We start from the raw sequence: 12,673 nt of genomic DNA on the forward strand, positions 1-12,673 counted from the left end.
TATACCGCATAAGAGTAATTATACCCTACCAAAAAATAAAATAATTTTTAACTTGAACGGAGAAAGACACTTCTCATAATTTTACCACAAGATTATCTCCTATTTTTGTAGAGGGCTTTTTCTCAATATACTCCCGTAATGAAAAATCTTTTCTCAATGCTCTATCAGAAATAAAAAGTATTGAACCGCCATAAATATCGGACATAATATCATCCTTTTCAGCTATGATAACACTCTCTCCTAAATATACTTTCATATTCTCTGGACGGCGGATTCCATAAACAATGTATTGTTTTGAATTTTCTGATAACTCAATCCCACTCTTACACATATTTTCATAACCGACATAGCTGTTCAGAAAAGGCATTTCAAAGGATACAATAAATATCACGGTTAAAATCCCTATTGATATGCTGTTAATCGAACGAATTATATTCTTTCGGAAAATCAGAAAATATAAAGAAAGGAATCCAAATAGAGCAAGTGAAATTAATCCCCATATTATGGAAGTGTGAATTTCATTCAACCAAGAAAATGTAATATCATTTTTACTCAATAAAAACAACGGCAAAGCCATTATTGCTATGAGAGATAACGCTATCATAAAATATACAATCCATTTCTTATTCTTTAATCTCATCAATATAATAACTGACAGATAAGCCACAAAAGGAAATACAGGCAACATATAAATTTCAATCTTTGCACTTACAATAGATAAGACAAGAAATGACGTTAAAACAACAGTCAAAAACAATTTATCTATATCTGTTTTTATCAGCTTATTTTTAATCCCTAACAGGATAAGGGCAAAGAATAAAATTGACCAAGGAGCGAAGGAATACCAAAATACCTGAAAATAATAATAGAACGGCTCCTTATGATGGAATGAGCTAACAGCACGGTTGAATGTCTGATTAAAGAGTAAATCGTTCAAATAACTATTTCCCGCTTCAACCCACACTAAGCTGAACCAAACAGAACAAAGCAATAAGAGTATTCCCCAAGTTCTAAACCCTAAATATTTTCCACTATCCTTAATTTTCCCTTTTATAGTTAGAAATGTCAGTATAGAGACTACCGGAATAATTATTCCGATTGGCCCTTTACTGAATATTGCGAGGAAAATACAAAGAGGAAGCAAATACTTATCATATTTTCTCTCTCTGCCTGAATACATTCTATAAAAAACATATAATGCCAATGTTATAAACATAGACATTAACATATCCATTCTTAGAATAATGGCTCCACCCATAAATAGAGCGCTTGTGAACAATAATAGTTTTGCACTGGATTGATATTCGTTTGGAAGTTCAGCTCGTGTCCACCTGTCCATCGTAAACTGAATGACAAAAGCGGGTAGTAATGAGAATAGCGACAAGAACCATATTTGATGACTTCCGAATATCTTTTTTCCGAGCATTATAATCCAGAAATATAAAGGCGGTTTATCGGCATATATTTCACCATGATTATAAAATGAGAAAAAATTCCCTGTTTTTAAGGCATCATCAACTATATTCAAATATCTAAGTTCGTTTGCAGGCGTATAATCCCGGAGTAGGATTAATGGGAACATTAATGCAAAAACAAGAATATAGTAGATGTGGTCAATCGTAAATAATCGTTTTAATGTCATAGTTAATAATTAAGGATTAACACCTATTGATTTTCCATTGAGTTAAACCACTCAATAAATGATTTTATTCCTTCCGGTAATACTGTTTTGGGCTTATAATGAATGTATCTGGTCAATTTGCTTATATCAGCATAGGTTTCCTTTACATCACCGGATTGAAAAGGGTACATTTCCAAATGAGCGTCTTTTTGCATTTCATATTCAATCGCTTCTATAAACTGGAGTAAATTAACTGGCTTTGAATTGCCGATATTAAAAATCTGATAGAAAGCGGAATCTGAATTTTTATCCGGAGTTTTATCCAAGAGTAAGACGATGCTTTTTATAACATCATCTATATAGGTGAAATCTCTAAGCATATCCCCATTATTAAAAACCTTGATTGTTCTGCCCTCCCGAATAGATCTTGCGAAAATCATCGGAGCCATATCAGGTCTTCCCCATGCTCCATATACAGTAAAAAGTCTTATTCCTGTGGAGGGCAAATTGAACAAATGACTATAAGAATGAGCCATCAGTTCATTACTTTTTTTTGTTGCAGCATAAAAACTGGCAGGATTATCAACTGTGGCAGATTCCTTAAAAGGAATTTTATTGTTCAATCCATAAACCGAAGAACTGGAAGCATATATAAGATGCTTGATATTATTATGCCTGCAACACTCTAAGATATTTACAAAGCCAAGAATGTTAGAGTTGATATAAGCATGGGGATTTTCTAAAGAATACCGAACCCCCGCTTGTGCTGCCAGATTGATAACATAATCAAATTGATACTTCTTAAAAAGAACACCTAATTGTATAAAGTCCGTAAGATCAATCTTTCCAAAATCATAATTGCAATAAAATGAACTATGGACTACTTCATTTTCTGTTATATCCTCTTTTCCTATTCCACATTCAGACAACCTGCCATATTTTAGGTTTACATCGTAATAGTCATTTATATTATCTATTCCCACAACGAAATTCTCTTTATTTTCAACCAATGCTTTTACCAAGTGAAATCCGATAAATCCTGCACTGCCTGTAACTAATATTTTCATTTAATCTCTTTTTTAGATTCATCCTCATTACAGTTTTTTATAATCAACCACACATTTCTGGAATATGTGATAAAACCAAAACTTTGACCAATAAGCAATACCGGATCTTCTCTGAATATTGCGTATGCAATAGTTATCAGAGAACCTATTATACTCAACAGCCAAAAGTTTAAGGGAAGGACAGATTCACCTCTCAATCTTGAATGCCACCATTGATAAACAAAGCGGAAAGTGAAAATTATCTGACCTGCGGAACCAAATAGAAGTAACCATAACGATATATTTGAAAATAACCTGTCAATGCTTACTTCATTGTTATATAGCACATAGCAAAGTGCGGCAGCAGGTATTAAGAGAATTACTGTTCTTATAGCTAAATGGATTTTTTTCCAGTTGTTTTTACTATTCAAATTCCATATATAGATATAATAGGAGAATAGTTGTCCGAGAATTATTACAAAATCTCCCCTTAGCCACCCATATATAGAAAATAATATAGAAGCTAATAAACTTAACTGCCAATAGATAGTCGGAGATACAACTTTTTTAGCCTTTTCCGATAAAATCCACTGAATAAGCATTCTGGCAGAAAATAACCCCTGTGCTAAAAAACCTAAAACAAAATACCAAATGTCGTTATTCACTTTTTGCTATGGCTTAATTAATACCTTCTTTTTCAATAGTATAGTTTATGTACCGTTTCTTCATCCATCGGAAAGCAAAGCAATCCATAAAAGGACTAACCAACCTGTTCCATAAATGAAATTTTGATTGACCTGCGGTACGTTCAAAATGCCTAACAGGAACCTGCTTTACCCTGCCATGTTGTAACTGAAGGAGAGCAGGTAGGAAACGGTGCATCCCCGTAAACATCGGAATGCGTTTAGCGTATTCGGTATGAATAATTTTTAGTGGACACCCCGTATCTTCTATGCCGTCATTAGTCATCATGCGGCGAAAACTATTGGCTATTTTCGACGATAGTTTTTTTCCTAAACTATCTTTGCGTCCTGTACGGATACCCATTACCATTTCATATTCATTTCTATATGGCAATAAAAGTTCAAAATCTTTAGGCGCTGTTTGTAAATCAGCATCTATATATCCGACAAATGACGACTGGGCTATATCTATCCCTGCTTTTATAGCTGCGCTTAATCCGCAATTTCGAGCAAAACTTATATAAAAAAGATGACGGTTTCGCTGACACACTTCCTGTATCAATGTTTTGCTTTGGTCTTTCGATCCATCATCAACGAATAGTATGCAGGTTTTTACTGATGAAGAACATACATATTCAGATAGTTCCTTTTCAAGTTTGTTTATATTTTCTTCTTCATTATAAACAGGAACTATTATGGTTAAATCATAATCTTTTGTAGAGTTCATATCATTTATATTTTAAAATTGCATTGAAAGCGATAAACCACCCTGCTGACCTGTGTAATAGGGGTAAAAAGCAAGATTTCGTTTGTTCTTTTTCTCCTGACCACCTTTAAATATTTTCTTTTCAACAGTAGGATAGAGCCAATAGGCAAGTTTTGTACTTAATATGCCAAGCCCGGCACCGAATGCGACGTCGCCTACCCAGTGCTTATTATTGTATATGCGGAATGCTCCGGTTCCCGCAGCGATAGTATATCCCGCTATTCCATACCAGATTGAAACATCTTTATATTCTTGCCAAAGAAATTCAGCACCCATAAAAGCGATTGCCGTATGCCCTGACGGAAAAGAATTTTTTGCGGATTTATCTGGTCTTTCAACTCGTGCCGTATATTTTAAACCATTCACTGAAGCCGCCGTGAACAGGCTTGCCATTCCTAAAATAATCGTCCTGTCTTTGAAATTGTGTTTGCCTTTTATCCCGACTAAGTTTAAAGCATATACACTCGCCGCAGGTACATATTGCGTTATATCATCAATCTGAAACTTTTCAGGTTTGTGTGTTATTACTTCATGCCCTATGGCATAGTTTAATAGGCGATTTTTGGGCGCTAATGTTGCTTCTATTGTTCCGTACAACATCAGGGATGCAGGTATTATTAATTGTTTATATGAGAATTTATAGTCATTTACCTGAATACTATCGCTTTCAGAAAGCGTGTTATTATTTGTTTGGGTATAAGCATTTGGGAGTGAAACCGAAAGTAATAACACAATGGTACACAATGCTTTTGTCAATTTTAAAAACATCTTATTTATATTATTTTTTTGGGATTGTTCGGAAAATTAGATATAGCGGTGGCTTAGTATCTACCGGAAGATAGATTACAAGCACAAAGGATAAAGACTATAATTTAGTCTTTCTGTTATGAAAAGGTGAAAGGAGGTGCCCGCAAACCATGAAATTGATTTGCTGCTGCGGATTTATAGCTTAGTATATACTCACCGTAATCAGATTCGATAAATGAACTATCTAAACTATAATTAAATAAATTTCCAACAAGGAAAAAGATAGGAAATAAAACAGTATCATTTTGATTATCTGATACTTTTAGTTTTGTTTCATCAACAGATGTAGGAATGATGAATTTTGATTTAGCAATACAGGTTTCATCGTGATTTTGCTCACTATCCGTATCGCTGTGATGTGTATGTTCATCGTTTATTGCATTATCCAACTCACACAACTCGATAACAATGCAGGCTTTCCCACCATGATGATGATGTGGAATAACTGCAAAAACCAAAAATAGTATGGTTGAGAGTACAATAGCGGATATGGAACATTTATTTTTCAAACTTAATATCTTAACTGTGGTTAGATAATTTTATTATAGGCAATGTGTTTTAAAAAAGGGATTCAATAAAGAAATTGTTTCCCCTTTATTGAATCCCATCGTACATAAAGGTTATTAATGGTGTTTACCATCATGCGAACCGTGTGAATGACCATCTTTGTCATGTGTTCCATGATCGGTTCCATTGTGATGGGTGCCGTCATGGTTTTTCCCTGAATGGTCGGAATATGCGCAGGCTTCGTGAGTGCCATCGTTATAAATATCACAATTTTCATGATTTCCCGCTGAACATTGCTCTGCTACACTTGCTTGGTAAGCTGCAACATCATCAAATCCTAAAGCCGCAGCTCTGGCTTCAATATCTTGTTTTGCTGATGTCCCAAAATCTTCATGGTCGTCATTACTGCAAGCAACGAATGTTACTGCAAATAAAACTACTGCCAACGAATAAAATAACTTTTTCATTTGATCTACTAATTTACGAATTTGTACTTTGTTTTTTTCTGAAGCGCTTTCGTAATAGTAACCGCATAAAGCAGGGTTTACCCTACCATAAATCAAAAAATAATTTCAAGAAATACCGTTGGAGTAAATGGAGTTGCTTTTGTGAAGATATTTGTTGCAGTATTTTGACCGGAAATCTGATAGTTGTATTTTATATTCTTAGTACCAAACACATTCAATAGCGATACGCCTGCTTGCAGCCTTACTTTCTTTATTTGTGCCCTGTATGTAGCACCTATATCAAAGCGGCTGTATGGCTCATCGGAATAATCCGTATGTTCGTGTTCGGAGCCATGCTGTCCTTCCTCATTGCCTTGTCCATGTCCGTGCCCTCCAGTGGAAATATAAGAAAAGCCTGTACCATAAACATAACTCAACGAAAAATAGAAAGGATCGAATGCCCCGATACCTCCGACTTTTATTTCATGCGAAAGTTCGTTTTGCGGTTTACTAAGGCGGTTGATGGAATACGAGCCATATAAAGTATGATTTCTGATTAGCTTTTTGGCAAACAAGTCTGCTCCTAAAATCGTATTATCTATTTTATAGACTGTATTATCCAAAAAATACTGACTGTTTTTTGTAGTCTTATAATATCCTTCCATACTGACCAAGAAGCCGTTTTTACTGTATGCAATACCTGCGGTAGTGTGCATTGCCTTTGTAAAGGTACTGTCTGCCATAGTCCATACGGTTTGAAATCCCGATTCATCATATTGGTATGCGGTACGGGTAAGAAACTGATTGTATAGTCCCCACGAAGCAGTTGCAGTTAGTTCTTCCGATATTTTATATGTGCCGGATAAACGGGGCTGTACATAGACTTTTTTATTCAATGGCATATCCACCCGTACACCTGCACTTAAAGTCAAATTATCCAATAATATATTATCTGTAATATAGACTGTCGGCTTATCCAGTTCTCCGCATAGCTCGTTCAGACTTACCCTGTATTGTTGCCACTCCCCGCCAACTTGTACTTTGTTACGGCTTCCGATATTAAAGTCATGGTTAAGTCTTACCGAAAACTCCTGTACCTCATTATCCAGATGACTAACATCGTCTGTTGTCGGCTTTTTATCTCCCAGTATTGTGAGATTATCCAACAAAGAGGTAAGCCGTGAGAATGTAGCCACAACTTTTGTAGTTGAGCCGTTTTCCCATACCCGTTTATAAGAAGCCGCCCCACCATATTGCCTGTTCTTTTCAGAAGCATTGACATCATACTCGTTTGGTTGATTTACCGAGTATTTAAAGCGGTCATTAGCTCCATACAGGCTGATGTAATAGGAATCATCCTTAAATGCTTTTCCTGATAGCTTTAAATTGGCATCATTGAAATGGTAATCAGGCTTTATATATATGCTTGAATAAATCGTTTGTGGATTATTTTCACTATTGGATAAATCCACATTCTCATTGTTATACAGGTTATAGAAAGTCTGCCTGTAAGCAGCAGAGATATTCAATTTCTTTGTCAAGGGTACCGAAGCAAAAAGGTTCATTGTATAATTGCTGACAGTTGCTTTTACAGACGGAGCATTAAAATTACCGTCTATACCTGTTATCTCCGTAATGGCACCGATACGTCCGCCCTGATTGGAGCCGTACCCGCCTTTCAAGATGCGTATGTCTTTTACCATATAGGGATTGACCGAACCTATATGGTCGTTATAGTTCTTTATACCGAATAGCGTATATCCGTCGTATGTTATCTTGCTTTCACCCATATTACTGCCCCACACAATCAGGTCTTCCGATGGCTCGCCCGATGCTCTTACTCCGGGCATCATCCGCATAAGGTTAAATACGGAATTATCATTGCTTCCGGGAATATATTTTGAAATTTGATGATTGATGCGGATTTCGCCGGGACTATTGCCGGATTGGATAAGCATTGTGGCGGGAGCAGGACTGACGATTACTTCATCCATAGTAAAAACAGCAGATTGTAGCCGGATTTCGTTTAGTCCGGGAGAAAGAATAGTATCTTGTGCCTGATAGCCCAAATACTGCACTTGTACACGCTGATTTCCTTTTTTCTCGGTTTTGAAAGAAAAATAACCTGCTTCATCAGTTGAAACGGTCTTTTCGGGAGTAGTGATATAAGCGTAAGGTAAACCTTCTTCGCTATCTGCATCCCTTATTGTCCCTGAAAACGTATAGTACCGCTTAACTTCAACAACAGGCGGTTGCTCTATCTTTTCAGTATAGGAAGCGATAACATAAACTCCGTTTATATTTTCGTGGCGAAACGGTTTATCTTTCAGCAAAAAATCAAGTGCGCTTTGAGGATTATTAAATTTTCGATTGACCGTTACCTTATATTGGGAAAGGGCATTATCATCAAAAGAAATTTCTACGGGTAATCCCCGCAGAACATCGTTAAGGGGCTTGTCATTAACGACCAAATGCAGCTCTTGTGAAAAAGCTGCAATTGTGCCTGTAAGGGTTATTATAAGTATAACTATAAATTTCTTCAATTACTTTATCTTAAATTCTATTCCGAACGGTTTACCTACTATTTTAAGCACATCATTCGGATCTTTAGCTTTCGTAAAATTACCTGAATATGAATAATTCAGATTTGAATTAGGCAATACTTCAATATCATACTGTCTTTCAATCTCCTGAATTACATCTTGCAAAGGTACGCTAACAAAAACAAATTTACCATGTTTCCAATTAATAGATTCTTTCGCATCTTCGACATCATTAGTGGTAAGTTTGCCATTACTTAATAATGCCTGCATATTCGGGGTAAGTATTACTGATTCCGATTTATCCGAAACATTCACCTTTCCGGTAAGACAGGTTACCTTAAAATTTTCGGCACGGGAAAACACATTAAAACTTGTTCCCAGTACACTTACAGTGTATTGCCCGGAACGTACATCAAATGTGCTTCCTTTTTCAACTTCAAAATATGCTTCGCCTTTCAGTTCTACATCACGGGAAATAAACCACCAGAGAGGTTTATAGCCGATTTTACTTTCGGCATTCAAATCTACTTTAGAGCCGTCGGGTAAAACCACCGCCAGATGTGTACCTCTTTCAGCAACTTCATTTTTTGTATAGAAAAATGCTATGGAGGGTAGAATTATAGCTATTGCAGCAATAGATGCAGCCGCATAAAACCACAATGATCTTTTTCGGGGAGCCATTTCAATAACTTTGGGAGTTTCTTCCAATCCTTCAAAGACACTATCCCAAATATCTTCTTTGCTTTTACTCCATTTAGGGGTTATTTTAATATCATCCGTTTTCATATCTTCTTTAATTATAATAGTTCTGTCCTAAGAAATTGCAAAGCAGCGCTCATCCGTTTTTCGACAGCTTTTACGCTTATATCCAAACATTGGGCTATTTCACTATACTTTAGTTCATCATTCCGGCTCATCAGGAAAACAACCCTTTGTAATTCCGGCATCTTTTCTAATGCTTTAGCATAAGTAGATGCCAATTCTTCAAAGTTTAATTCATCTTCGGGCGACAAGGGACTATCAATCTGAATACTCATACTCACCTCATAATCTAAACGGGTAGAACTTTTTCGATAATTGCTTATAACCATATCGTTTGCTATCTTATAAAGCAATGGTTTTAAATTAAGGTTATCCAGTTGTTCCCGTTTCTCCCAAATCTTCATAAAGACATCCTGTGCCATATCCGATGCTGCATCCCTATCGCCACAGCGATAGAAGATAAAACTTCGAATCGTATCAAAATACTTATCGAATAATTGTTTGAACTCTGCTTTGCTTATCATCCAGTTGGACATTTTACTATTATACCGCATGAAGATATAAATACCCTACATGAAATTATAAAGATTTTTGGTAATCAACTTTCAACACACCCGAATCATATACTTTTGTCTTTATTATTTCCCACTTAGATTCCTTGTTTTGTTCAGGAAATAAAGATATGCCTTTGCCCAAAATTATGGGGAAGTAGCAAATTTGCATTTCGTCAATCAAATCTGCGGCGAGCAACATTGAAATTAATTCTCCGCCTCCAACTAACCAAATATCTTTACCTTCCTGATTGCGAAGTTCAGAAATCGTTTCAATAATATTCTCCGTGATAAAACGTACATTCTCCTTTGTATCCCATTCATGGTGGGATACAACATAAGCCATCTGTTCCGAATATGGCCAAATTACATCCATGTTCATAATTTCACGGTAAGTACGACCGCCCATAATAACCGTATCAACCGAAGCTGATAGATTTTTGCAACCGTAATCTGTCTTTTCACGATTTGGGCATCCGGTAAGCCATTCCAATCCGCCGCCTGGCTCTGCAATCCGTTGGTCAAGTGATGCAGCGATGTAAAGGATAATTTTTTTCATGCTACTGAATTTAATTGTTTATACCATTGCTCGCTGTATCTCAAAAAAGAAGCGTGGAACTCACACTGCTCCGATACGAGGTACTGGTATACCTTTGAAAGAAACAGGCAAGCCCACGCCATACTCTCGTATAGCATGAACATTGCGCTATCTGTCCCTTTCAGTTGAAAATTACCAGTTTTCGTATCGAGACGTTCAGCGAACGTTATGTTATATATAAACGGAATTAATCCGCTAAAATTCTATTTATCTGGTGCAAAGATACCAAATTAGTTTAAGGTATTAAAGTCTTTCCAGTTGAGATTGTTGGTGCAAGGTGCAAGTATCTATATATAGATAAACTTGCACCTTGCACTACGTCTAAAAGATTATTTTTCAAAACCTTTGGTGATTTCAAAAATTGTAGTAACTTTGAACCCAAGTTTTATGCAGACAAATTGGCGTCAATAGCAGCCAGAACTGCCAAGAAAATAAGGCAGAAAAGGATATTGCTCCAATTCGTACCACATAAACAAAAAAAGATTTTTAATCACTGAATATATGCGTTTTGCGGTCGCGGGTTCGAGTCCCGTCCGTTCCGCATAAAAGGGGTAAAAATCCTTTTTGGAGCTAAAATATTAAATATCAGCGAGTTAATGAGTTTCATCCCTAACTCGTACCCCATAGGGGTTATGATATGTTACAATGATTTGATATATAGGCTAATAACGGTTTTGGGTGGTGTACCCGTCCATACCGCCAGTTAAAACGTTGATAATTAAGCGATTACTGTAAAAGGTAGTCGCTTTTTTTATATCCCCTCCCTACTTGAGAAGAAATCAATCCGAAAACCAGGTTGAGTTGTTTAATTAACCTGGTTCTTAATCTGCAAAGTCACAAATATGAGTAAAAGTGAATCAAAAAGATAGTATTTGTTCTATTCTGGTTACATGCGAACTTTTCAAAAACCGTCAATGAGATGTTAAAATCAGGTCATAGGCTTGTTTGTGCAGTGTATTATTGATATTTGGAAGTGCACAAGCGCAATAATTTCTACACTTGAGCCGCGTACTGCCGACAGCACGCGGCTCAAGTATAAATAACACGCGGCTCAAGTATCGACAGTTAAGCGCTCAAGTATCGACAGCACGCGGCTCAAGTGTTTAGTGTGTTTCATTTTATAGATTTTTATTCTCTGGTTGGTCTGTTTTAAGCGAGGTGTTTGAAGTGTGTATTTGCTGTATTTGTTTTAATCTATGTGATTATTTGTAGTGTATTTTGTTTTATTCTGGTCATTTAGATGGTTTATCTTATAAATTTGAATCTTACTGATTTTCTCAAGCATGATTCTTTTGCCATTTTTCCTTCCTTTTCTTCCCCAAGCCCGGAATTTGCGATTACCGCTCCATTCTATTATCAAAATGTCATTTCTATTATATGAGTGCTGGCATTTTAACTCGGAACGTACGCACCCTCCCTACTATAATCCAGACAGGCTGCATTCAAAGTAAAAACAATCCGGATAGGCTGCTGCATGGGACCAACGGTCAGCGTTAGCTAAACCCGGCTGCGGCACCTTGCCGTTGTCGCGGAAAAGTCCGAATATGGATGAGCCGGAACCACTCATAGCCGCATATATCGCTCCTTGTTGGTAAAGTTTCTCTTTTATCTCACCAATTACGGGATATTGTGGGAATACACTTTCTTCGAAATCATTGACCATGAGCTCCCTCCACTCCGTAATAGGACGAGCGATAATCTCTTTTAGAGAGTATATCGGTTTTCGGGGTTTAATCAAAGAAAATGCAGCTTTGGTAGATACAAAGATATCAGGCTTGACAAGAACCAGTTGATAACCTTTTAATGAGACTGAGATCGGAGAAAAGACATTGCCGATGCCTTCGGCAAAAGTTGGCTTGTTTTGAATAAAGAAAGCACAATCCGCACCCAGCCTGGCGGCATATTCCTCCAACTCATCGATTGTTAGTCCTAAAGAAAAGTTTTCGTTGAGCAGCTTCAGCATAAATGCCGCATCAGCCGAGCCACCTCCCAAACCAGCACCCGATGGAATATGCTTATACAAATGAGCGTCAATAGGAGGGAGATTGAATCTCTCATCAAGCATGCGGTAGGCTTTAGATACAAGGTTGTCCTCCGGCTTGCCATCAATTACAATTCCCGATTGATAAAGGGTAAACTTCCGGTTGTTGTCTTTTGCGGGATTAATCTCTAACGCATCCTCTAACCGGATGGGGTAAAAAATAGTCTCAAGATTATGGTATCCGTCGGGGCGCTTCTCGGTAATATTAAGCCCCAGGTTTATTTTGGCATTCGGGAAAGTGAGCATGCTTTAAATTAAAAATGTTTTTCTGATTCTGCAAACTTACGAAATTTTCTAATACA

Annotated in this window: 12 protein-coding genes; all 12 read right to left on the minus strand. The window is 36.8% G+C overall.

Going from position 1 to position 12,673, the window contains the following annotated elements; all coding sequences use genetic code 11:
* Positions 1–73: 73 nt before the first annotated feature.
* Positions 74–1,642 carry a glycosyltransferase family 39 protein gene (locus D0T87_RS16210; RefSeq protein ID WP_129733350.1) on the minus strand — a complete coding sequence of 523 codons (1,569 nt, stop codon included), beginning with the start codon at positions 1,640–1,642 and terminating at the stop codon, positions 74–76.
* Positions 1,643–1,665: 23 nt separating this feature from the next.
* Complete coding sequence (locus tag D0T87_RS16215) at positions 1,666–2,688, minus strand: NAD-dependent epimerase/dehydratase family protein (protein ID WP_129733351.1); 1,023 nt, start codon at positions 2,686–2,688, stop codon at positions 1,666–1,668.
* A complete protein-coding gene (locus tag D0T87_RS16220; RefSeq protein ID WP_203558323.1) occupies positions 2,685–3,269 on the minus strand; it encodes a lipid-A-disaccharide synthase N-terminal domain-containing protein in 585 nt (194 codons plus the stop codon). Before D0T87_RS16220 ends, D0T87_RS16215 begins: the two co-directional genes overlap by 4 nt.
* Before the next feature lie 76 nt (positions 3,270–3,345).
* Positions 3,346–4,077 carry a glycosyltransferase family 2 protein gene (locus D0T87_RS16225; protein ID WP_129733353.1) on the minus strand — a complete coding sequence of 244 codons (732 nt, stop codon included), beginning with the start codon at positions 4,075–4,077 and terminating at the stop codon, positions 3,346–3,348.
* 12 nt (positions 4,078–4,089) lie between these two features.
* Complete coding sequence (locus tag D0T87_RS16230) at positions 4,090–4,884, minus strand: phosphatase PAP2 family protein (RefSeq protein WP_129733354.1); 795 nt, start codon at positions 4,882–4,884, stop codon at positions 4,090–4,092.
* A 116-nt stretch (positions 4,885–5,000) separates the two neighbouring features.
* The gene (locus D0T87_RS16235) at positions 5,001–5,432 is read right to left on the minus strand and encodes a DUF6769 family protein (protein ID WP_129733355.1); all 432 of its coding nucleotides are present in this window, start codon (positions 5,430–5,432) and stop codon (positions 5,001–5,003) included.
* A gap of 114 nt (positions 5,433–5,546) precedes the next feature.
* A complete protein-coding gene (locus D0T87_RS16240) occupies positions 5,547–5,897 on the minus strand; it encodes a hypothetical protein (protein ID WP_129733356.1) in 351 nt (116 codons plus the stop codon).
* 92 nt (positions 5,898–5,989) lie between these two features.
* Positions 5,990–8,419 carry a carboxypeptidase-like regulatory domain-containing protein gene (locus tag D0T87_RS16245; protein WP_129733357.1) on the minus strand — a complete coding sequence of 810 codons (2,430 nt, stop codon included), beginning with the start codon at positions 8,417–8,419 and terminating at the stop codon, positions 5,990–5,992.
* Entirely contained in the window at positions 8,420–9,205 is a 786-nt protein-coding gene (locus D0T87_RS16250) for a FecR family protein (protein ID WP_129733358.1), read from the minus strand.
* An 11-nt stretch (positions 9,206–9,216) separates the two neighbouring features.
* Positions 9,217–9,705, minus strand: coding sequence for an RNA polymerase sigma factor (locus D0T87_RS16255; protein ID WP_129733359.1), 489 nt, complete (start codon positions 9,703–9,705; stop codon positions 9,217–9,219).
* Between the two features lie 55 nt (positions 9,706–9,760).
* A complete protein-coding gene (locus D0T87_RS16260) occupies positions 9,761–10,291 on the minus strand; it encodes a dihydrofolate reductase family protein (protein ID WP_129733360.1) in 531 nt (176 codons plus the stop codon).
* Positions 10,292–11,750: 1,459 nt separating this feature from the next.
* Positions 11,751–12,617: a 4-(cytidine 5'-diphospho)-2-C-methyl-D-erythritol kinase gene (ispE, locus tag D0T87_RS16265; RefSeq protein ID WP_163176183.1), complete on the minus strand. Its 867-nt coding sequence runs from the start codon at positions 12,615–12,617 to the stop codon at positions 11,751–11,753.
* Between the last annotated feature and the right edge of the window lie 56 nt (positions 12,618–12,673).

Source organism: Bacteroides sp. 51 (assembly GCF_010500965.1).
Taxonomy (GTDB): Bacteria; Bacteroidota; Bacteroidia; order Bacteroidales; family Bacteroidaceae; genus Bacteroides.

What these genes read in the sequence shown, in the direction of transcription:
- D0T87_RS16210 (WP_129733350.1), bottom strand. Translation starts at nt 1,642, where the DNA reads ATGACATTAAAACGATTATTTACGATTGACCACATCTACTATATTCTT.
- D0T87_RS16215 (WP_129733351.1), bottom strand. Translation starts at nt 2,688, where the DNA reads ATGAAAATATTAGTTACAGGCAGTGCAGGATTTATCGGATTTCACTTG.
- D0T87_RS16220 (WP_203558323.1), bottom strand. Translation starts at nt 3,269, where the DNA reads ATGCTTATTCAGTGGATTTTATCGGAAAAGGCTAAAAAAGTTGTATCT.
- D0T87_RS16225 (WP_129733353.1), bottom strand. Translation starts at nt 4,077, where the DNA reads ATGAACTCTACAAAAGATTATGATTTAACCATAATAGTTCCTGTTTAT.
- D0T87_RS16230 (WP_129733354.1), bottom strand. Translation starts at nt 4,884, where the DNA reads ATGTTTTTAAAATTGACAAAAGCATTGTGTACCATTGTGTTATTACTT.
- D0T87_RS16240 (WP_129733356.1), bottom strand. Translation starts at nt 5,897, where the DNA reads ATGAAAAAGTTATTTTATTCGTTGGCAGTAGTTTTATTTGCAGTAACA.
- D0T87_RS16250 (WP_129733358.1), bottom strand. Translation starts at nt 9,205, where the DNA reads ATGAAAACGGATGATATTAAAATAACCCCTAAATGGAGTAAAAGCAAA.
- D0T87_RS16255 (WP_129733359.1), bottom strand. Translation starts at nt 9,705, where the DNA reads ATGATAAGCAAAGCAGAGTTCAAACAATTATTCGATAAGTATTTTGAT.
- D0T87_RS16260 (WP_129733360.1), bottom strand. Translation starts at nt 10,291, where the DNA reads ATGAAAAAAATTATCCTTTACATCGCTGCATCACTTGACCAACGGATT.
- ispE (WP_163176183.1), bottom strand. Translation starts at nt 12,617, where the DNA reads ATGCTCACTTTCCCGAATGCCAAAATAAACCTGGGGCTTAATATTACC.